Origin of the sequence: Pseudomonas sp. HD6515, assembly GCF_024971855.1 — a bacterium.
Lineage (GTDB): Bacteria > Pseudomonadota > Gammaproteobacteria > Pseudomonadales > Pseudomonadaceae > Aquipseudomonas > Aquipseudomonas alloputida.
Window position 1 is genome coordinate 5,694,781 of sequence record NZ_CP079827.1, and the last position, 20,506, is coordinate 5,715,286.

The following is a 20,506-nucleotide window of genomic DNA, read 5'->3' on the forward strand; positions in this document are numbered from 1 at the left end:
CGCCAGCGTTCAGGTGGTGGGTAGCACAGTTGCCCCCCCCAAAAAGCCGCTTACTGATCCTTGGCTTCATCCATCTTCAGCGTGCCATCTTCAAAGATGTTCAGCTTCTGGCGCAGCTCGCGCGGTTGCATCGGTGCCTGTTCAGTTGCCCCTGGGTCAGCCGGTGCCGAAGCCCCTGGCGCAGCACCACTGGCTGGCGCTGCAGGTGCCGTTGGCGCAGCTGGCGGTGTTTCCGGCGCACCCTGCTCACCTTCGATATTGCGCTGGGCTTTCTTGGTCAGCACGATGATGTCGATACGGCGGTTGACCGGGTTGAACGGGTCCTTGCGGTCGAACAGTGACGACGAGGCGTACCCCACCACCCGTGCCACCTGGCCGTCCGGGTAACCACCCGCCACCAAGGCACGCCGCGCGGCGTTGGCGCGGTTGGCCGACAGCTCCCAGTTACCGTATTCGCCAGTGCCAGCATACGGCTTGGCATCGGTATGGCCGCTGATGCTGATCTTGTTCGGCACCGCCTTGATGGTGTCGGCCATGGCCAGCAGGATATCTTCGAAGTAAGGCTGCAGGCGCGCGCTACCGATGTCGAACATCGGTCGGTTCTCAGCATCCATGATCTGGATGCGCAGGCCGTCCTGGGTGATCTCGAACAGGATCTGGTCCTTGAACTTCTGCAGCTGCGGGTTCTCTTCCACCTTGTTCTGCAGTTCCTGCAGCAACAGCTCCAGACGCTCGCGCTCGACCTGCTCGGCCATGGTCTCGACCTGGTCCTTGTTCAGCTGAGTGGGGGACTGCTGCGTCGGCTCGGTCTTCACTTCCGGATTGATCGTTTTGTCCGGCGCCATCTCCGGGGAACCCCCCAGGTCGATGACATAAGGCGTGCCACTCTCGGAGAAACCAATAGGGTCCTGGAAGTAGCCGGCAATGGCGATCTTCTGCTCAGGCGTGGCCGTGGACAACAGCCACAGCACCAGGAAGAACGCCATCATCGCCGTGGCGAAGTCGGCAAAGGCGATTTTCCAGGCGCCACCATGGTGGCCGCCGCCAAAGCGCTTGACGCGCTTGACGATGATGGGCTGATTGTTCTCCATGACTCAGCGACCGCGAACCGCTTGTTCCAGTTCGGCGAAGCTTGGGCGGTGCTTGGGGTACAGCACCTTGCGCCCGAACTCGACCGCCAGCGAAGGTGGCATGCCCGACGCCGAGGCCACCAGCGAAGCCTTGATCGATTCGTAGAGGTTCAGCTCTTCCTTGGCATCGTGCTCGAGGCACTTGGCCAAAGGGCCGAAGAACCCGTAAGCCGCCAGAATACCGAAGAAGGTACCCACCAGCGCCGCACCTACGTGCATACCGATGGCCGCCTGATCGCCATCGCCCAGCGAGGCCATGGTCACCACGATACCCAGTACCGCCGCAACGATACCGAACCCGGGCATACCGTCGGCGATGCCGGTCACCGCGTGGGACGGGTGCTCCAGCTCTTCCTTCATGCTCAGCAGTTCCATGTCGAACAGGCCCTCGAGTTCGTGCGGGGCCATGTTGCCGGTGGACATGATGCGCAGGTAATCGCAGACGAAGGCGGTCATGCGCTCATCGGCCAGTACCGTCGGGTACTTGGCGAAGATCGGGCTGGCTGCGGCGTCCTCGATGTCGGCCTCGATGGCCATCATGCCTTCGCGACGGCTCTTGTTGAGGATTTCGTAAACGAGGCCCAGCACCTCCAGGTAGAAGGCATGGCTGAAGCGCGAGCCGAACATCTTCATCGACTTCTTGATGACGTGCATGGTCATGTGGCCAGGGTTGGCCTGCAGGAATGCACCAAAGGCCGCACCGCCGATGATCAGTACTTCGAACGGCTGGATCAGCGCTGCGATCTTGCCGTGGGAGAGCACGTAGCCGCCGAGCACGCTCGCGAATACGACGATGATGCCGATAATTTTAGCCATAGGTTCAAAGCACTTGCTGTCGTGGTCAGGGGAAGAGACGGGAGCTTTAAAACTCTTCTTCTACTTATCGGCAGAACTGCGCCAGACTATAGCCACTCAATGCGAAAAGCCAGTTCGGACTGATGTCAAAATGCCAATTGAAACCAAGGTGCCCACTCAGGCCCCGCGTACGCTAGAGGCCTGGGTAAAGCTGCTCGAGAGTGTTCGCATCCCCGTGCCGAAGCACAGCTACGACCGGGTCATGGCTGCCATCCACGATAGCCGTCGCTCGCTGCGCGATATCGCCGAACTGATGCAGGATAGCCCGGCACTGGTGCTGTCAGTGATGCGCGAAGCCAATCACCCCACCAATGCCAGCCTTGCCGAACCCGCCGAAAGCCTGGAAGTCGCCCTCAATCGCCTGGGCCTGGAGCGCAGCGAGCAGCTTCTCAAACGCTTGCCGGCACTGCCCGTGGAGGAAATTCCGCCGGTATTGTGCCAGTTCCAGATGATCAGCCAGCATGCGGCACAGCAGGCCAGCGGCCTGTTCGCCAGCCGCCTGGCACGGCTGTGGCAAGAGATTCACTGGGGCAGCCTGCTGTTCCTGTCGCCACTCTGGCCACTGGCACTGGCCTACCCCAAGCTGCTCGACACTTGGGAGCTGCGGGTTATCCACAAAGGTGAAGACGCCGCCCACGTCGAGGAAGAACTGTTTGGCGTGCGCATCATGGCGCTGTGCCAGACCATGGCCGAGTATTGGCGCCTGCCCCAATGGGTCACCCAGGGTTATCGCCTGCTACTGGAAGAGCGCGAACAACTGGCCCAGGTGCTGAATATCGCCCGCGACGAAGACCTGCTCAGCCAGCAACACCGCCTGGACGCCGAGCCCGGCCTGCGGCGCTGGTTCAACCAGCCGGCCAATACCGTACTGCTGGCCAACAACCTGGCCCTGGCGGCACAGGTCGGCTGGGACAACCCGCACCTGCTGCGCTGGCAACTGCTGACCGCGCTGTACCTGCAAACCTCGCTGGAAGATGTGCAGCAGCAGGTGCACCAGCAGGCTGCCGCCAGCGCCCGCCGCCACGCTCGGCATGCCCTGTTCCACCCGGCCGAGGCCTTGATCTGGCCGTGGCACCAACGCCGCCCTCACCCGGACATGCTGGCCCCGCCACCGCCCAGCAGCGACGACCTGGCACGCTGGCGCACGCTGTGCCAGCACCTGCTGGCCCAACCCAGCCCGTTCACCAACACCGTGCACCTGGCCACGCAGGCCCGTGAGGCCCTGCTGGCCTGCGGCATGCAACGCATCATGCTGCTTAGCCTGGACAAGGCCAGTGACTACCTGCGCGTGCAGCAAATTGCCGGCCTGCCCAAGGAGGCCGGGGCTCTGGCCCTGCAGGTATCGCAGAACAAGCTGCTGCAAAAGCTGCTGAGTCAGGCCGGGCAGTTGCGCATCACACCGGAAAACCACAGCCAGTTCTCGGCGCTGTTGCCCGCCCCGCTACGCACCTTGTTCCGCAGCGAACATGTACTGCTTCGCTCGCTGGCTGCGAACGACCAGGTGCTGATGCTGTTGGTGGCCGACCAGGGCTGCCGGCCTTTGGCGGATATCAGCGTGCAAGCCTTCGGCAAGACCGCACAATGCATCGAGCGGGCCTTGTCGGTGTTTACCAACCGCAAGGGTTGAGCCTTGCGCTACAATCGCCCCTCTTTCCACACTGGAGACCGTGGATGACCGACTTTTCCGGCCTGCCCCTGGTGATCGAAGCTGCAGACCTGCTGCCACGCCTGGATTCGCCGCAGCTGATCCTGGTCGACCTGAGCAGCGCCAACCGCTATGTCAGCGGGCATATCCCCGGCGCGCGCTTTGTCGAAGGCAAGCGCACCCAGCTCGGCCAGCCCCCGGCGCCCGGCCTGCTGCCAGCCCTGGGCGAGCTCGAAAAACTGTTCAGCGAACTCGGCCACCGCGCCGATGCCGTGTATGTGGTGTACGACGATGAAGGCGGCGGCTGGGCCGGGCGCTTCATCTGGCTGCTCGATGTCATCGGCCACGAGCGCTACCACTACCTCAATGGCGGTATCCAGGCCTGGCCGGCAGACAAGCTGTCCACCGCAGTGCCTGCCATTGGCAGCGCCCCGGTGCACCTGCACATAGACAGCGCACCCACTGCCACCCGCGAGTACCTGCAAAGCCGCCTGGGCGCCGATGACCTGGTCATCTGGGACGCACGCGGCCCGCAGGAATTCAGCGGCGAAAAAGTGCTGGCAGCCAAAGGCGGCCACATCCCCGGCGCGATCAACTTCGAGTGGACCGCCGGCATGGATTTCAACGACCACCTGCGCATCCGCCAGGACATCGCTGAAGTCCTCAAGCAACTGGGCATCACCCCTGACAAGGAGGTGATCACCCACTGCCAGACCCACCGCCGCTCCGGTTTCACTTACCTGGTGGCCAAGTCCCTCGGTTACCCACGCGTCAAGGCCTACGCCGGCTCGTGGGGCGAATGGGGCAACCACCCGGACACGCCTGTAGAAGTCTAAGGAACCTGCATGAAATCCCGTCTGTTCATCATCAGCCAGTACCTGCTGCCGCACCACCTGCTGTCGCGGCTGGCCGGCTGCATCGCCGAGTGCCGCGTGCGCTGGTTCAAGAACGCCTTCACCGCATGGTTCGCCAAGCGCTACCAGGTGAACATGAGCGAGGCGCTGGTCGAAGACCTGAGCGCTTACGAGCACTTCAATGCGTTCTTCACCCGCGCCTTGAAACCTGGTGCCCGTCCGCTGGACGAAACCCCGGGCGCCATCCTGTGCCCGGCCGACGGTGCGGTCAGCCAGCTTGGCCCGATCGAGCACGGTCGTATCTTCCAGGCCAAAGGCCACGGTTTCAGCGCGCAAGAGCTGCTGGGCGGTGATCCGGCCATGGCCGCGCCGTTCATGGGCGGCGAGTTTGCCACCATCTACCTGTCGCCCAAGGACTACCACCGCGTGCACATGCCGCTGGCCGGCACCCTGCGCGAAATGGTCTATGTGCCGGGCCGCCTGTTCTCGGTCAACCAGACCACCGCAGAGAATGTCCCCGAGCTGTTCGCTCGCAACGAGCGCGTGGTCTGCCTGTTCGATACAGAGCGTGGGCCAATGGCTGTGGTACTGGTCGGCGCGATGATCGTCGCCTCGATCGAAACGGTATGGGCCGGGCTGGTCACGCCGCCCAAACGTGAGCTGAAGACCTTCCGCTACGACGAAGCCAGCCGCACGCCGATCCACCTGGAGAAAGGTGCCGAACTAGGCCGCTTCAAGCTGGGTTCGACCGCCATCGTGCTGTTCGGGCCGGAGCAGGTGAAGTGGGCTGAGAGCCTGGGTGCGGGTTCTGCAGTGCGCATGGGGCAGCAGCTGGCGGCGCCTGTGCAGGCTTGATTCGAGCCATATGAAAAAGGCCCTGCATAGGCAGGGCCTTTTTCGTTGGGCCGCCATGCGGCCCCAGATTCACGGATCAGCCGCGGGCGTCGCGATCACGCAGGCCCAGCAGATACAGCACCCCGTCCAGCCCCAAGGTGGAAATCGCCTGCTTGGCCGACTGGCGCACCAGCGGCTTGGCACGAAACGCCACGCCCAAACCGGCCAGCGACAGCATCGGCAGGTCATTGGCACCATCGCCCACGGCGATGGTCTGCTCCAGTTGCAAGCCTTCGTCACTGGCCAGCTTCTTCAACAAATCGGCCTTGCGCTGGGCATCGACAATCGGCTCAACAGCCACGCCCGTCACCTTGCCATCGACCACTTCAAGTTCGTTGGCGAACACATAGTCGATACCCAGGCGCGCCTGCACCTGACGAGCGAAATAGGTAAAGCCACCGGACAGAATCGCGGTCTTGTATCCCAGGCGCTTGAGCTCGGCAAACAGGTTCTCGGCACCCTCGGTCAGGCGCAGCGATGCCCCGATCTCGTCCAGTACCCCCACATCCAGGCCCTTGAGCAGCGCCATGCGCTCTTTGAAGCTGGCGCGGAAGTCCAGTTCACCGCGCATGGCGCGCTCGGTGATCGCCGCCACCTGCTCACCCACACCCGCCGCCTTGGCCAGTTCGTCGATGACTTCGGCCTCGATCAGCGTGGAGTCCATGTCGAACACCGCCAGGCGGCGGTTACGGCGGAACAGATCGTCCTTCTGGAAGGCAATGTCGACGCTCAGCTCTTCAGCCAGGGCAAAGAAGTCGGCACGCAGGGCCTGGGCATCGCTCGGTACACCGCGCACGGAGATCTCGACGGCTGCCTTACCCTTGTCGGTTTCGGCATCCAGTGCCACCCGGGCCGACAGGCGCTCGATACGCTCGATGGTCAGGCCGTACTGGCTGATCACCGCACTCACCCGCTGCAGTTGCTCGGGAGTAATCTTACGGCTGAGCAGGGTAACGATGTGGCGCGCTTCGCCATGCCCATCAGCCCAATGCTGGTAGTCCGCCTCGGAAATCGGCGTGTAACGGGCCTGCAGGTTCAGTTCGTGGGCTTTAGCCTGCACGCTTTGCAACAGCGCGGTAGCCACTTCGTTGTCCGGGATGTCGACCAGGATGCCAAACGACAAGGTGCCGTGCATGACCGCCAGGCCGATGTCGAGGATACTCACACCGCCCTGTAGCAGGACGCCGGTGATAGCCGCAGTGAGACCGGGACGGTCCTCACCGGTGATGTTGATCAGGACGATTTCGCGCACAACCTGGCTCCGACTTCGATGAAAAATGCGCATTCTACCGATTTTCCATGACCATCGGGCGCCAACGATACTTTGCCGACAAAACCCGGCTCGCTATACTCCCCCCACTTTCATGCCATTAAGAGCCGAGCTCTGTGAACCGGCCCACGCCAGTCAAACCAGACAATTTCTTCCTGATGATCTATCGCGCCCTGAGTCAACGTCGCGTGCCGCTGGCACTGCGCATCGCCTGCACCAACATTTTCCTGGTGGCGCTGGCGCTGGTGATCTACGCCTGCGTGATGGGCCTGCAGTTCAAGCAGGCCATGCATGAGCAGGCCGATGCCTTGGGCCAGAGCCTGACCACCCAGACGGCCACATCGGCCACCGAGCTGCTGGTGTCCAATGACATCCTCAGTCTCAACGTGCTATTGGGCAACCTGGTTAAAAACCCGCTGGTGGCCCATGCCGCAATCTACAGCGTGGATAACCGCATCCTCGCCGAAGCGGGCCAGCGCCCGCGCAACAGCCTGCTGGGCGAGGCCGAAGGCCTGTACCAGACCAAAATCACGTTCCAGGACGTGACGGCCGGGCAGCTGCGCATCAGCCTGGACATGAGCCAGTTCCAGCAACCGATGCTGATCAGCCTGCAGAGCATGGGCATTCTGGCCGCTATCCTGCTGGCCCTGGCCTTGGCCCTCAGCTTGCGTCAGGGCCGCTTCATCACCCTGCCACTGCTGCAACTGCGGGTATGGCTGCGCGACCCGCAGCCCTATACCCCGGCCACCGACCGCCAGGACGAAATTGGCGACATCGCCCGCCAGCTGCATGCACGCCTGGCCCCGCCTCCGCCCCCGGAGCCGGAGCCTGAGGAAGAAGACGACGAGCAGTTCGACGACCTGCCCGCCGCTGCCCCGGCACCCAAGGCCGTACCGCGCGCCAAGGCTGCCCTGGAAGACGAGGATGACGACGAGGCCTTCGCCGGCCTGCTGGACGACGACACTGCACCCAAGGCCGCCGCAGAGGTCGAGTCCGACGAGCCGCAGTACAGCGCCGTACTTGCCGTGCAGCTGGGCTCGCAGGAGCAACTGCGTCGCCTGCCACGCACACGCCTGGCCGAGCTGACCGAGCGCTACCGCGATTGCCTGGAGCACGCAGCCTCGCTCTACGACGGTGAAACCCACACGCTGAACGACGGCAGCACCTTGGTGCTGTTCCACAGCCGCGAGTGTGGCGAGGACTACCTGACCAACGCCATTTGCTGTGGCGAACTGTTGCGCGCCCTGGGCCACGCCCTGCAGATCGAGGTAGCCGACAGCGGCATTACCCTGCAACTGCAGCTAGGCCTGGTCTTGGGCAACGACCTGCATGGGCTGGAACTGGTTGACCTGTTGATGGCCGAGAAGGTCCAGGATGCCCTGGCACTGTCGCAGCACAGCCGTAACCTGTTGCTGGTAGAGCGGCAGATCAACGATGACGCCCTCATTCGCCAGCGTGCGCGTATTCGCCCGATCGCCAGCCCCGAAGGCGCCTGCTGTGTGGAGCGACTGATGGAGCCCTACCCGTCAATGCTGGAACGGCAACTGGCACGCATGCATGAGCACCGCGCCTGACAGGCATACGCTGCATCTACAGCGCATGTCTTGAGCCAGGCTCGTTTCCTTGCGATCACGTGCCTGGCGCAAGATCCAGCCGATAGCGCCACCCCCGGTAGGAGCGGGTTTACCCGCGAATACGGTGGCGGCGGCAACGGTGAACGGCGGGGGAAAATTGGCCAGCAGGGCCGGCCCTTTCGCGGGTAAACCCGCTCCTACAGCGGCCAGTATCAACCCCCGATGTGTATCCACCCCAATCAGATGTAGGAGCGGGTTTACCCGCGAATACGGTAGCGGCGGCAACGGCGAACGGCGGGTGAAAATTGGCCAGCAGGGCCGGCCTCTTCGCGGGTAAACCCGCTCCTACAGCGGCCAATATCAACCCCCGATGTGTGTCCACCCCAATCAGATGTAGGAGCGGGTTTACCCGCGAATACGGTGGCGGCGGCAACGGTGAACGGCGGGTGGAAATTGGCCAGCAGGGCAGGCCTCTTCGCGGGTAAACCCGCTCCTACGAAGACCGGCAGATACAAAAAAGCCCGCAGCGAATGCGGGCTTTGTCGTATCTGGCCGTTTGATCAGAATCGATAAACTTCCATATCGGTGCGAATCGGCGAGGCCATCGGGATTTTGGGTTTCTCCGGCCCCTTCTTCACCTGCGTCGGTGCAGCGGGCTTTTTCGGTGCTTCTTCGGCAATCGCCGGCTGGTTGGCCAGCGGCTTCACCGCCGTGCTCAGCTGTTCCGCCAGCTTCTGCAGCAGTTGGCCCTGAGCCTGCACCTGCGACGACTCACTGCCCTCGTGCTGCTGCTCGAGGTGAATGATACGGTTGTCACGCACACGGCCACGGCGGTCAAGCAGACGCCACTGGGCATCCAGGATGGCCGGCTGGTTCTTGCCCGAGTCCAGGCGTGTAATCGACAACAGCACTTGCACGTCCGGGCTGAAGCCTGCGGTCGCCGGGGCCAGTACTACGCGTTGGCTGTCCAGGCGCCAGGCCAGTTGACGCACCAGCAGCTGGTCGATATCCGATGAAAGGCTGCCAGCCCAACGACCGTCGGTCGCCGCGCTCAGGCTGCCATCAGGTTGACGCTGCAGAAACGTCTCACGCTGAAGGTAATCGGCCACCGATACCGGGCCGAGTACCACGGCCATGCCCGCACTCTGCGACGGCTGGCCAGGATCACCACTGTCGAGCTGATACAGGGCAACCGGCTGATGCATGGTGCACCCGCCAAGGCCCAGCAGGCCAGTCATCAACAGCGCAAATGGAAGGCGCAGAAATTTCATCATCCCATCCAGGCGGCTGCCACAAGGCACACCGCAGTGATACATGTAGATTCAAACGGGCACACGGCCACGCCGGCACCGCAAGGGGCATATCATCCGCGAAATAACCGTCCGACTCCAGCATTTCTGCCCGAAACGGCGTTGAAATTGCCGTTCCAGACATTACAACCGGTTATGTCGGCACTTCCACCTGCAACCCATCGACGCGCTGGAACCCGCGTGGCAGCTTGCTGCCGCGCCGACCGCGCTCGCCCTTGTAGTGCTCCAGGTCGTCCGCCTTCAAAGACAGGGTACGCTTGCCGGCCTGCAATACAAGGGTCGCGCCTTCGGGAATCACGGCCAGATCGGTGACAAATTCTTCACGGCTGGCCACCCGGTCACCCGGCACGCCAATGATCTTGTTGCCCTTGCCTTTACCCAGCTGCGGCAAGTCGCTGACCTTGAACACCAGCAGGCGGCCTTCGGTGGTCACGGCCGCCAACCAGTCCTGCTCGCGATCAGCCACTGGACGCGGGGTCATGACCTTGGCCCCGTTGGGCAAGCTGAGCAAGCCCTTGCCGGCCTTGTTCTTGGCCTGCAGGTCTTCACCCTTGACCACGAAGCCGTAACCGGCATCCGAAGCCACCACGTACAGCGCATCGTCGTCAGGCAACAACACACATTCGAAAGTCGCCCCCGGTGGCGGCGTCAGACGTCCAGTCAGCGGCTCGCCCTGGCCACGCGCCGATGGCAGGCTGTGGGCCGCCAGCGAGTAGCTGCGACCGGTGGAATCGATAAGCACGGCAAACTGGTTGGAACGCCCGGCCGCAGCAGCCTTGAATCCGTCGCCGGCCTTGTAGGAAAGGCCAGTGGCGTCAATATCGTGGCCCTTGGCGCAGCGCACCCAGCCCTTCTCCGACAGCACCACGGTGACGGGCTCGGTCGGCATCAGCTCGTTTTCCGACAGGGCCTTGGCTTCGGCACGCGCTACGATCGGCGAGCGACGATCATCGCCATAGGTTTCGGCATCCTTGATCAGCTCGCTGCGCACCAGCTTGCGCAGTTTGGCCTCGCTCCCCAGCAAGGCCTGCAGCTTGGCTTGCTCCTTCAGCAACTCATCCTGCTCACCGCGGATCTTCATCTCTTCCAGGCGCGCCAACTGCCGCAGGCGGGTCTCGAGGATGTAGTCAGCCTGGATCTCGGTCAGCTCGAAACGTTCGATCAGGGCCTGCTTGGGGTATTCCTCAGTACGGATGATGTGGATCACTTCATCCAGGTTGAGGAATGCGGTGAGCAAACCGTCCAACAGGTGCAGGCGCCTCTCGACCTTATCCAGACGGTGCTGCAGGCGGCGACGAACGGTATTGGTGCGGAACTCCAGCCACTCCACCAAGATGGTTCGCAGGTTTTTCAACTGCGGCCGGCCGTCCAGGCCGATGATATTCACGTTGACCCGATAGGTGCTTTCCAGGTCGGTGGTAGCGAACAGGTGCTGCATCAGCTCGTCGACATCGACGCGGTTGGATCGCGGGATGATGACAATACGGCACGGGTTCTCGTGGTCCGACTCGTCGCGCAGGTCGGCGACCATCGGCAGCTTCTTGGCCTGCATCTGCGCGGCAATCTGCTCCAGCACTTTGGCCCCGGAGACCTGGTGCGGCAGCGCAGTGACGACGATATCGCCATCCTCGACGCGGTACACGGCACGCATGCGGATCGAGCCGCGGCCGCTTTCGTACATCTTGAGAATTTCAGCCCGCGGCGTGACGATCTCCGCCTCGGTCGGATAATCCGGCCCCTGGATGTGCTCGCACAACTGCTCGATGGTTGCCTTGGGCTCATCGAGCAGTCGCACACAGGCACTGGCCACCTCTCGCAGGTTGTGCGGCGGCACGTCGGTGGCCATGCCCACGGCGATACCGGTGGTACCGTTGAGCAGGATGTTGGGCAGGCGCGCAGGCAGCACGGCCGGCTCCTGCAATGTGCCGTCGAAGTTCGGCACCCAGTCCACGGTACCCTGGCCGACTTCGCTGAGCAGCACTTCAGCGTAGCGTGACAGCCGCGCCTCGGTGTAGCGCATGGCGGCGAACGACTTCGGATCATCCGGCGCACCCCAGTTGCCCTGGCCATCGACCAGGGTGTAGCGGTAGCTGAACGGCTGCGCCATCAGCACCATGGCCTCGTAGCAGGCCGAATCGCCATGGGGATGGAACTTGCCGAGCACGTCACCGACGGTACGTGCCGACTTCTTGTGCTTGGCATCGGCATCGAGCCCCAACTCGCTCATGGCGTAGACGATGCGGCGCTGCACCGGCTTCAGGCCGTCGCCGATATGCGGCAAGGCACGGTCCATGATCACGTACATGGAGTAGTTGAGGTAGGCCTGTTCGGTGAAGTCAGCCAGCGAGCGGCGTTCTACGCCGTCCAGGCTGAGTTCCAGTGAGTCGCTCATGCGGGCCTCGTCATTTCAGGTTCTGGCGCAGCAGCATGGTGCCACCGCGCTGGGTAAATTCAAGTTGTTGCAGGGCACTCATACCCAGCAGTACGGTGGACCCATCCAGGCCCGGCACCACGATGGCGCGTACGTTCTGCAGGCGGATATCGCCCAGTTGCAGGCTGGTCAGGCGCGTGCGGTAGCCTTCGGTGCGGCCATTGGCGGTGCTCAGTAGCACCGGGCTACCGCGCTCCAGGCTCAGTTCATGAGCCAACGCCTCCGGGATCGCCACATCGGTGGCGCCGGTGTCGAGCATGAAATGCACCACCTGGCCGTTGATGGCACCATCCACCACGAAGTGGCCCTGGCCATTACTCAGCAGGCGCACTTCGATAAAGCCTTGACCATGCTCGGATTGCACCTGGCTGTTGGGATTACGCTGGCTGTCTTCCCACTGGCCGAAAAAACGCGTGGCAAGAAACAGCGCCGCCGCCCAAGCGACGATCATCAGCAACTTGCCCGCGCGCTTGCCCGGCGCCTGGCTCATGGTTTGGCGCTCCAGCCACCTTCCGGTGCGTCGAAGCGCCAGACGACTGGGCGGATTTCACCGTCGGCACGGGCGCCGTTGTTGTTGTCCAGGCCAATCCAGGCGCCCTTGGCATCGATCACCAGTGCTTCGGCCAGGCCAAACGGCTGCGCGTAGCGCCGTGACTCGACCAGCGCATCAGCAGCGAACGACCAGCACCGCTCGACCTTGCCACTGTCGACATCACGTCGGCACACCCGGTAGGCGTTGCGTTCGAGGGTAAACAGCTTGCCCTCGAACCAGGCCAGGTCAGCGAAGTCGCGCGACAGGGCCCTGGCATTGGGCATCTGCGCGGGTTGCATTTCGACCCCCGCCTCGCTCAGCAGCACGCAACCACGCCCGCAGGTCCAGACCGACTGCTGGCGCTCGATAGCCAGCAGGCCACGGCGCTCACGCTCGGCAGCCAGCCACAGGCGGTCACCCGCGGGGTTGATCGCCAGGCCTTCGAACAGGGCATTGAAGTTCAGCAGCATGCCGCTTGCCCGGGCCTGGCGCACCATGGCCGAGTCGATCCTCAACCAGTCCGGCTCGCCTTCCAGCGGCAATTGCAGCACCGCGGCATGCGCCTCGCTGACCAGATAGAGGTTACCCGCCTGATCACAGGTGATACCTTCGAAATCCAGCTCGCCACCGCGAATGTACGATGCCGCCCAGTTGCGCGACTTCAACCCCCATGGCAGGCCGCTTTCCGGGACAGCCGGCGGGGTGAAGGTAAGCGGCTGCGCGCGCCAGGTGGGGTTCTGCTGATCGAAGCGGTAGATACGGTCGTCGTCACGGTCGGACACGCCCCACAACCCGCCCCGGCATTCCACCAGCCCCGACAGGTTGCCACCGCGCATACCGTCGATCGGGTGCTCGGCTGTCATCTTCAGCTCTGGCCAGTTGCCCGCCAGGGAAGGCAGGGCAACCAGCGCCAGGCAAACGGCAAGTACTTGCCGAATCAAACCATGACCTCGGCCAGGTTGCCCTTGGTTTCCAGCCAACTCTTGCGGTCACCGGCGCGCTTCTTGGCCAGCAGCTTGTCCATCAGCTCGCAGGTGGCTTCTACGTCGTCCAGGGTCAGCTGCACCAGGCGCCGGGTGTTCGGGTCCATGGTGGTTTCGCGCAACTGCGGCGGGTTCATCTCGCCCAGGCCCTTGAAGCGTGTTACCTGCGGCTTGCCGCGCTTCTTCTCGGCCACCAGGCGGTCGAGGATGCCGTCACGCTCGGCTTCGTCGAGGGCGTAGTAGATTTCCTTGCCCAGGTCGATGCGGTACAGGGGCGGCATGGCCACGTAAACGTGCCCAGCTTCGACCAGTGCCCGGAAGTGCTGAACAAACAGCGCACACAGCAATGTGGCGATGTGCAGACCATCGGAGTCAGCGTCGGCGAGGATGCAAATCTTGCCATAGCGCAGCTGCGCAAGGTCGGTTGCCCCCGGATCGACGCCAATGGCCACGGCAATGTTGTGCACTTCCTGGCTGGCCAGGACTTCGCCACCATCTACTTCCCAGGTGTTGAGGATCTTGCCGCGCAGCGGCAGGATGGCCTGGAATTCCTTGTCCCGCGCCTGCTTGGCCGAACCACCGGCCGAGTCACCCTCGACCAGGAACAACTCGGCACGCATCGGGTCCTGGCCCGCACAATCGGCCAGCTTGCCGGGCAATGCCGGGCCCTGTGTGATGCGCTTGCGCTCGACCTTCTTGCTGGCCTTGAGGCGGCGACCGGCGTTGCTGATGGCCAGTTCTGCCAGTTGCATGCCCAGCTCGGGGTGGGCGTTGAGCCACAGGCTGAAAGCATCCTTGACCACACCGGAGACGAACGCGGCGGCCTCGCGCGATGACAGGCGCTCTTTGGTCTGCCCGGAGAACTGCGGGTCCTGCATCTTCATCGACAGTACGAAGGTGATGCGCTCCCAAACGTCTTCCGGCGCCAGCTTCACCCCGCGCGGCAGCAAGTTGCGGAACTCGCAGAACTCACGCATGGCATCCAGCAGGCCCTGGCGCAGGCCGTTGACGTGGGTGCCGCCCTGGGCGGTGGGGATCAGGTTGACGTAGCTTTCCTGAATGCTGTCGCCGCCTTCGGGCAGCCACAGCAAAGCCCAGTCAACCGCTTCCTTGTTACCCGCCAGGCTGCCACAGAACGGCTCGTCGGGCAGGCGCTGAAATTCGTTGACCGAGTCGACCAGGTAGGAGCGCAGGCCATCCTCGTAGTGCCATTCCACCTTTTCGCCGCTGGCCTTGTCCTCGAAGCTGACCAGCAGCCCCGGGCACAATACCGCCTTGGCCTTGAGCACGTGCTTGAGGCGGCTGATGGAAAACTTGGGCGAGTCGAAGTACTTCGGGTCTGGGCTGAAGTACACGCTGGTGCCGGTGTTGCGCTTGCCGACCGAGCCGACCACTTCCAGCTCGCTGGCCTTGAAGCCATCGGCAAAGGTCATCTGGTATTCATTGCCGTCACGCTTGACGCGCACACGCACCTGCGTCGACAAGGCGTTGACCACCGAGATGCCCACCCCGTGCAGGCCGCCGGAAAACTGATAGTTCTTGTTGGAGAACTTACCGCCGGCGTGCAGCTTGGTAAGGATCAGCTCGACCCCGGACACGCCCTCTTCCGGATGGATGTCCACCGGCATGCCGCGGCCGTCGTCGCTGACTTCCAGCGAATGGTCGGCATGCAGGATGACCTGCACCGAGCGCGCGTGGCCGGCCAGTGCTTCGTCGACACTGTTGTCGATGACTTCCTGGGCCAGGTGGTTGGGGCGGCTGGTATCGGTGTACATGCCCGGCCGCTTGCGGACCGGATCAAGGCCCGAGAGGACTTCGATGGCGTCTGCGTTATAGGCGCTAGCGCTGGGATTGGCCATAGGGTCTCGTCGTCAGTCTGGTGAATGCAAAAAAGTCAAAATACAGAAAAATCGAGCGCCGCATACTGCCCACGGGCAATGCCGGCGAAGGCCAGCAGTGCCGGCAGGCGCTCGGCGAAGCCCTGGAAGCTGTGGTCGCCACCGGCCTGGATACGCAGGGCACAAGCACGGTAATAGCGCTCGGCGTGGCGATAGTCCAGGGTTTCATCGGCGGTCTGCAGCCACACTTGATAGCGGTCGGCATCGGCCGGGGCCGCGACTTCCAGTTCGGCCAGGGCCTGAACGTGATCGTGGGTCAGTTCCCAGGTTTCACCGCTGTAATGGTTGCGCTGGGTGCCCAGGTAACCGTCGAAATGCTTGTGCGGGGTTACCGCCGGGTTGACCAGCAGGGCCTTGAGGCCATGGCGCTCGGCCAGATGGGTGGCATAGTAGCCGCCGAGCGAACTGCCCACCAGCAGTGGCGCACCCAGTTCGGCGATGGCCGCTTCGAGCTGGACCATGGCTTGCCGTGGGTGGTGGTGCAGGGCCGGCACTCGCAGCTGGTCGGCCAGGCCGAGCTGCTGCATGACTGCCTCCAGCTGACGCGCCTTGGTCGAAAGCGGCGAGCTGTTGAAGCCATGGATATAGAGGATGGAACCCGACATGCTGCCCCCGGAATCTGTGGCTTCGCGCCTGATAATGCGGGCGCAGGGACGCGCAGTGTAGCGCGTTCGCCGGGTTTTGGCGCCGCACAGGGGTTTTAGCAACACATTCTTCAACAGCTTTGAGAGTGCCGGGGGCGCTTTGCGCCCTATCGCGACACAAGGCCGCTCCCACAGGGGTACGCGATCTCCTGTGGGAGCGGCCTTGCGTCGCGATAGGGCTGCGCAGCAGCCCCAAAATCATCAATAACCAGGGCTATCGAAGTCGAGCTGCACCTCGAAATCCAGCGCCCGCTCCACCCCGGTTTCCAGCCGCCCGTCGGCATGCAGGCGCAACCAGCGGTACCCCGGATGCTCTTCGCTCACCTGAAAGTCTTCGCTGCGCGCCGCGAACTGAATGCAGGTCGACGGCGTGGCCAACAGGCGCCGCCCCCCTCGGACCTCATCCCATTCCTGATGCACATGCCCCCATAGCAAAGCCCGTACCTGTGGATATCCTTCAACGATATCGAACAGCGCCTGGGCATTGCGCAAGCCGATCGGCGCGATCCAGGCGCAGCCGATGTCCACTGGCTGATGGTGAAAGCACACCAGGCAATGCCGCTCGCCAGCCTCTTTCAAGGCGGCTTCCAGCACGGCCAGTTGGTCATCTTGCAGAAACCCGTGGGTAGCACCGTGCACGGCGGTGTTGAGCATGACTACCCGCCATGCGCCAATATCGGTCACCGCCTGCACCAGTTCCGGCGCCACCTGCGCCATCACCTGAGCCTCGTCATGGTTGCCCGGCAGCCAGCGCGTGGGCACGGCAAACGGTGCGGTCAGCTCCCGAAACGCTTCATAGGATGCCACGCTGGCATCCTGGGACAGGTCGCCCGTGCACAGCAGCAAGTCGACAAGCGGCTGCTCGCGCCGCACCTGGGCCACCACGTGGCGCAGGCTGTCTCGGGTCTTGAGGCCCAGCATGCTGCCAGCCGGGTCGGCGAACAGGTGGGCATCGGTCAGTTGCACCACATGCACGGGGCGGGATTGGTCTGGCGGCGACAACGGCCATCTCCTCGAATGGATTCAGCGGGAATTATGGCTGTGCGACGGTGACGAGCAAACACCCGCAACCGACTCACGTCACAATTCAGCGAACACTTGCCAGTTCGTGGCCGCAGGCCAGGCAGTGGCTGAGCCATTCACCCAGGAACAGGTTGAGCTGGGCCTTTTCGTCCGGCTGGTGCATGGCATCGTTCGGATACGGGTAGATGCTGCGCAGGCGCCGGGTGTGTTCGGCGCTGACCACTTCGGCCATGCGCGCATCGTGATACACCTGCACTTCCAGGTGTGGCACTGGCAACCAAGGCAGGCTGTGTTCCTGGCGCACATGCAGGGTGGTGGTGTACGGGCAGGCCAGCACCACGTCGAGCACCAGCACGCCAAGCATCTGGTCACCCTGGGTCATGCCGATGCGGCGCGAGCTCTGGGTGGTGCGCATGTCGGGCAACAAGCGCATCAGCCGGGCGTAGTTGGCCTCGCAGGCTGCCTGCAGCCCGACCAGGTCGACTCGATAGCGCTCGCGCAGCAGGTTCACTTCCACATACCTCTTACTTCGTCACGGTTCAGCGCCAGCCATTGCAGGCCAATGATGGTGGCCGCATTGCAGATGCGCCCGTCGCGCACCGCCTGCAGGGCATCCTCGAACGCCCACACGCGTACGCGAATGTCTTCGCCCTCTTCCTCCAAGCCATGCAGCCCTCCCGCGCCCTCGCTGCTGCAACGGCCGAGGAACAGGTGAACGTATTCGTCACTGCCGCCAGGCGACGGGAAGTAGCGGGTCATCGGCCACAGGGCGCTGAACGTCAGGCCTGCTTCTTCTTCAGCCTCGCGATGGGCGACTTCCTCGGGCTGCTCGTCTTTGTCGATCAGCCCGGCAACCATCTCGATCAGCCAGGGGTTGGCGACCTTGTCCAGTGCGCCCACGCGGAACTGTTCGATCAGCACCACTTCATCGCGCGCAGGGTCGTACGGCAGCACGCATACCGCATCGTGGCGCACAAACAGCTCGCGACTGATCTCGCGCCCCATGCCCCCGGCAAATAGCTCGTGGCGCAGGCGTAACTTGTCGAGCTTGTAAAAGCCCTGGAAGCAATTGGCCCGCTCGATGATTTCGAAGCCCTTGGGCACAGCGTTCAACGCGTCTGACATGGAAATCCTCATTACCTCAAATACTGCTTCGCGCCATCCTACTCCGCACGCCTGTTGGTTTCACCCCTTTCCAGCAACCGCCGGCGCACTCGGGACAGCAGCCCTTCACTCTGTTAGCTTAGTGGCGAACTGAAGGCCGCGCAGACGGTCAAAGGCCGACTTTTCCCTGTTCTGCAAGGATCATCATGACACTTGTCAAACTGACTTCCGTGGCCGTGCTGGCACTCGCTCTGGGCGCCTGCCAGAGCCTGTTCACGCCCAACTACCGGGCCCCGCTCGAGGTCAAGCGCGACGCCTGGGAGCATGTCAAACCCGGCTGCAGCGAGAGCGACTGCCCGCTGGTGAACATCGACATGATCCACTTCCCGGCCCTGCCCAAGCTCGACGGCATCGTCGAAAAACGCCTGCTGCAACTGACCGAAGACAATCAGCATGGCATCGCACCAGCCACCCTGCAGGCCTACGAACAGCAATATCTGGCCAGTGCCGACAAACGTAACAGCAGCTACTTGCAAGCCAAGGTACGCGAGCAGCATGACGGGCTGGTGATCATCGAGTTGTCCAGCTACCTGGACAGCGGTGGCGCCCACGGCATGCCCGGGCGCGGCTTCATCAACTATTCACGCAAGCTGGACAAGGTGCTGACCCTGCAGGACATGCTGGTGCCCGGCCAGGAAGACACCTTCTGGAAAACCGTCGAAGAATCGCACCGTGCCTGGCTGATGAGCGTGGGAATGGACAAGGATGCCGAGTTCGTCAAGACCTGGCCGTTCAAGAAATCGCCGCACGTCGCCCTGACGTACGGCGCGGTAGTGGTCAAGTACGAGGTCTATGCCATCGCGCCCTATTCCATGGGCCACGTGGAACTGAAGATCCCCTACCCGCGCCTGAATGGCGTACTCAAGCCTGAACTGTTTCCCGGCCGCGGCTGAGGCTTAGCAGCCCATGCAGCACACCTGCCAGCAGCAATGCGGGCAGGGTAGCGCCCAGTTCCGGCGCCTTGGCGGCAATCAGGTGATAGGCCACCGCCCCGGCAAACCAGGCCACCAACGCCTGCCAGTGCAAGCCATTGACCTGCGCTGGCAGACGGCGTCGACGGACCACGTAGTGGTCCATCAGCACCACGCCGAACAGCGGTGCGAACACCGAGCCGATCAGCAACAGGAAGTTTTCGTACTGTGCCAGTGGCGCCAACAGGGCGATCAGGGTGCACAACACGCCGATGGCCAGCGCCAGGTGCTCGACCTTCAGCGGTAGCAGCACACCGGTGGAAACCGCCGCCGAGTGGATGTCGGCGAAGGCCTTTTCCGACTCGTCCAGCAGAATAAGCAGCAGCGGAATCCCCATGCCGGCGCCTGCCAGGGCCAGCAGCAGGGCATTGACTTCGCCACTGGCGGCGAACGCCAGCGTGTACGCCACGCCCAGGCTCATCAGCCAGGTGTTGCCGATGAAGTAGCCAACGACCGTGCCGCCGAACACATGCTTGCCATTGCGAGCAAAGCGCGAGTAGTCCGCGATCAGCGGCAACCAGGACAGCGGCATGGCGATGACGATATCGAAGCCAACCGCCAGCGACATCGAACCATCCCCGGCACGGTTCCACAGTTCGGCCAGGTCGGCCTTGGCGAACAGGTTCCAGGTCAGCCACAGGCAAGCGCCCAGCAACAACCAGATCCCCCAGGCGCGCAGCACCTTGCGCACGAAGGCCAGTGGCCCGCTGACGGCCAGCAGGGTGGCCAGGGCACCGAAGCACAGCGTCCAGAGCATGGGGCTGTTCCAGGCACTGTCCTCACCGAACGCTCGCGCGCCCAGCAAGCTGGCAGCATCGCGCATGACGATAATCTCGAAAGCGCCCCAACCCACCAGTTGCAGCAAGTTGAGCAGCGCCGGCAAGCGCGCGCCATGGCTGCCCAGGCTGAGTTTCAGGGTGCCCATGGCGGACAGACCGGTGTCGCTGCCGATAACCCCCGCCGCACCCAGCAACAGCACACCGACACCGGTGCCCAGGGCGATGGCCAGCACGGCGCCAGCAAGGCCCAGGCCTGGCGCCAGCATGGCGCCGACCTGCAGCACCATCAGGCCGATGCCGAGGGAAAACCACAGTGAAAACAGGTCGCGAGCACCGAAGATGCGCTGCTGGATGGGGATTGGATGGTCGGGAGAGAACTGGCTGGGTGATGTCATGGTTGGCGCTCGCCGGCAATATTGTTGGTGTTCCTGGCGAGGACTTCGTCCTCGTATCGCGACGCAAGGCCGCTCCCACAAAAACCACGCAGGCTTCGAGGCTTGCGCGGTCCTTGTGGGAGCGGCCTTGCGTCGCGAAAGGGCCGCAAAGCGG

General features: G+C 63.3%; 18 protein-coding genes. 5 read left to right on the plus strand and 13 right to left on the minus strand.

Features of this window, described 5'->3' with window-relative positions:
• Positions 1-50 precede the first annotated feature (50 nt).
• Both motB and motA read right to left on the minus strand, forming a co-directional pair.
• Positions 51-1,091, minus strand: a complete 1,041-nt coding sequence (gene motB, locus KW568_RS26270) for a flagellar motor protein MotB (protein ID WP_003249509.1) — start codon at positions 1,089-1,091, stop codon at positions 51-53.
• Between the two features lie 3 nt (positions 1,092-1,094).
• Positions 1,095-1,946, minus strand: a complete 852-nt coding sequence (gene motA, locus KW568_RS26275) for a flagellar motor stator protein MotA (protein WP_003249507.1) — start codon at positions 1,944-1,946, stop codon at positions 1,095-1,097.
• Positions 1,947-2,076: 130 nt separating this feature from the next.
• Between motA and KW568_RS26280 the strand changes: the two genes are divergently transcribed.
• Genes KW568_RS26280 through asd form a run of 3 tightly spaced genes read left to right on the plus strand, consistent with a single transcriptional unit; the run spans position 2,077 to position 5,339 of the window.
• Complete coding sequence (locus KW568_RS26280; protein ID WP_003249505.1) at positions 2,077-3,612, plus strand: HDOD domain-containing protein; 1,536 nt, start codon at positions 2,077-2,079, stop codon at positions 3,610-3,612.
• Between the two features lie 44 nt (positions 3,613-3,656).
• Positions 3,657-4,466, plus strand: a complete 810-nt coding sequence (locus KW568_RS26285) for a rhodanese-like domain-containing protein (RefSeq protein ID WP_003249503.1) — start codon at positions 3,657-3,659, stop codon at positions 4,464-4,466.
• Positions 4,467-4,475: 9 nt separating this feature from the next.
• Positions 4,476-5,339 (plus strand): archaetidylserine decarboxylase, encoded by an 864-nt coding sequence (asd, locus tag KW568_RS26290; RefSeq protein ID WP_003249501.1) that lies wholly within the window; start codon positions 4,476-4,478, stop codon positions 5,337-5,339.
• A 76-nt stretch (positions 5,340-5,415) separates the two neighbouring features.
• Here the strand turns inward: asd and serB are convergent, their stop codons facing one another.
• On the minus strand, positions 5,416-6,630 hold the full coding sequence (serB, locus tag KW568_RS26295; protein ID WP_003249498.1) for a phosphoserine phosphatase SerB: 1,215 nt from the start codon (positions 6,628-6,630) through the stop codon (positions 5,416-5,418).
• Positions 6,631-6,764: 134 nt separating this feature from the next.
• Here serB and KW568_RS26300 point away from each other — a divergent pair, with 134 nt between their 5' ends.
• A complete protein-coding gene (locus tag KW568_RS26300) occupies positions 6,765-8,222 on the plus strand; it encodes an AhpA/YtjB family protein (protein WP_004576414.1) in 1,458 nt (485 codons plus the stop codon).
• A 560-nt stretch (positions 8,223-8,782) separates the two neighbouring features.
• On the opposite strand, the gene KW568_RS26305 is transcribed toward KW568_RS26300, so the two are convergent.
• From KW568_RS26305 to KW568_RS26345, 9 genes are all read right to left on the minus strand, one after another.
• Positions 8,783-9,493, minus strand: a complete 711-nt coding sequence (locus KW568_RS26305; protein ID WP_003249494.1) for a membrane integrity-associated transporter subunit PqiC — start codon at positions 9,491-9,493, stop codon at positions 8,783-8,785.
• Between the two features lie 172 nt (positions 9,494-9,665).
• Positions 9,666-11,924, minus strand: a complete 2,259-nt coding sequence (gene parC, locus KW568_RS26310) for a DNA topoisomerase IV subunit A (protein ID WP_003249492.1) — start codon at positions 11,922-11,924, stop codon at positions 9,666-9,668.
• A gap of 10 nt (positions 11,925-11,934) precedes the next feature.
• Positions 11,935-12,453 (minus strand): TIGR02281 family clan AA aspartic protease, encoded by a 519-nt coding sequence (locus tag KW568_RS26315; protein ID WP_004577399.1) that lies wholly within the window; start codon positions 12,451-12,453, stop codon positions 11,935-11,937.
• A complete protein-coding gene (locus tag KW568_RS26320) occupies positions 12,450-13,436 on the minus strand; it encodes an esterase-like activity of phytase family protein (RefSeq protein ID WP_004577398.1) in 987 nt (328 codons plus the stop codon). Before KW568_RS26320 ends, KW568_RS26315 begins: the two co-directional genes overlap by 4 nt.
• The gene (parE, locus tag KW568_RS26325; protein WP_003249486.1) at positions 13,433-15,337 is read right to left on the minus strand and encodes a DNA topoisomerase IV subunit B; all 1,905 of its coding nucleotides are present in this window, start codon (positions 15,335-15,337) and stop codon (positions 13,433-13,435) included. The genes KW568_RS26320 and parE overlap by 4 nt, the downstream gene beginning before the upstream one ends.
• A 35-nt stretch (positions 15,338-15,372) precedes the next feature.
• Positions 15,373-15,981, minus strand: coding sequence for a YqiA/YcfP family alpha/beta fold hydrolase (locus tag KW568_RS26330; protein WP_003249484.1), 609 nt, complete (start codon positions 15,979-15,981; stop codon positions 15,373-15,375).
• Positions 15,982-16,221: 240 nt separating this feature from the next.
• The gene (gene cpdA / locus KW568_RS26335) at positions 16,222-17,022 is read right to left on the minus strand and encodes a 3',5'-cyclic-AMP phosphodiesterase (RefSeq protein ID WP_004577397.1); all 801 of its coding nucleotides are present in this window, start codon (positions 17,020-17,022) and stop codon (positions 16,222-16,224) included.
• Positions 17,023-17,107: 85 nt separating this feature from the next.
• Complete coding sequence (locus tag KW568_RS26340) at positions 17,108-17,560, minus strand: DUF1249 domain-containing protein (RefSeq protein ID WP_003249480.1); 453 nt, start codon at positions 17,558-17,560, stop codon at positions 17,108-17,110.
• Positions 17,551-18,168, minus strand: coding sequence for an NUDIX domain-containing protein (locus KW568_RS26345; protein ID WP_003249478.1), 618 nt, complete (start codon positions 18,166-18,168; stop codon positions 17,551-17,553). The genes KW568_RS26340 and KW568_RS26345 overlap by 10 nt, the downstream gene beginning before the upstream one ends.
• Before the next feature lie 185 nt (positions 18,169-18,353).
• On the opposite strand from KW568_RS26345, the gene KW568_RS26350 reads away from it, so the two are divergent.
• Positions 18,354-19,100: an RsiV family protein gene (locus KW568_RS26350; RefSeq protein WP_004577396.1), complete on the plus strand. Its 747-nt coding sequence runs from the start codon at positions 18,354-18,356 to the stop codon at positions 19,098-19,100.
• Here the strand turns inward: KW568_RS26350 and cytX are convergent.
• Entirely contained in the window at positions 19,069-20,352 is a 1,284-nt protein-coding gene (gene cytX / locus KW568_RS26355) for a putative hydroxymethylpyrimidine transporter CytX (protein ID WP_003249474.1), read from the minus strand. The two genes, KW568_RS26350 and cytX, sit on opposite strands and share 32 nt — an antisense overlap.
• Positions 20,353-20,506: the final 154 nt, after the last annotated feature.

What these genes read in the sequence shown, in the direction of transcription:
- asd (WP_003249501.1), top strand. Translation starts at nt 4,476, where the DNA reads ATGAAATCCCGTCTGTTCATCATCAGCCAGTACCTGCTGCCGCACCAC.
- parE (WP_003249486.1), bottom strand. Translation starts at nt 15,337, where the DNA reads ATGGCCAATCCCAGCGCTAGCGCCTATAACGCAGACGCCATCGAAGTC.
- KW568_RS26345 (WP_003249478.1), bottom strand. Translation starts at nt 18,168, where the DNA reads ATGTCAGACGCGTTGAACGCTGTGCCCAAGGGCTTCGAAATCATCGAG.
- KW568_RS26315 (WP_004577399.1), bottom strand. Translation starts at nt 12,453, where the DNA reads ATGAGCCAGGCGCCGGGCAAGCGCGCGGGCAAGTTGCTGATGATCGTC.
- motB (WP_003249509.1), bottom strand. Translation starts at nt 1,091, where the DNA reads ATGGAGAACAATCAGCCCATCATCGTCAAGCGCGTCAAGCGCTTTGGC.
- KW568_RS26305 (WP_003249494.1), bottom strand. Translation starts at nt 9,493, where the DNA reads ATGAAATTTCTGCGCCTTCCATTTGCGCTGTTGATGACTGGCCTGCTG.
- KW568_RS26350 (WP_004577396.1), top strand. Translation starts at nt 18,354, where the DNA reads ATGACACTTGTCAAACTGACTTCCGTGGCCGTGCTGGCACTCGCTCTG.
- KW568_RS26280 (WP_003249505.1), top strand. Translation starts at nt 2,077, where the DNA reads ATGCCAATTGAAACCAAGGTGCCCACTCAGGCCCCGCGTACGCTAGAG.
- motA (WP_003249507.1), bottom strand. Translation starts at nt 1,946, where the DNA reads ATGGCTAAAATTATCGGCATCATCGTCGTATTCGCGAGCGTGCTCGGC.
- KW568_RS26330 (WP_003249484.1), bottom strand. Translation starts at nt 15,981, where the DNA reads ATGTCGGGTTCCATCCTCTATATCCATGGCTTCAACAGCTCGCCGCTT.
- KW568_RS26285 (WP_003249503.1), top strand. Translation starts at nt 3,657, where the DNA reads ATGACCGACTTTTCCGGCCTGCCCCTGGTGATCGAAGCTGCAGACCTG.
- parC (WP_003249492.1), bottom strand. Translation starts at nt 11,924, where the DNA reads ATGAGCGACTCACTGGAACTCAGCCTGGACGGCGTAGAACGCCGCTCG.
- cytX (WP_003249474.1), bottom strand. Translation starts at nt 20,352, where the DNA reads ATGACATCACCCAGCCAGTTCTCTCCCGACCATCCAATCCCCATCCAG.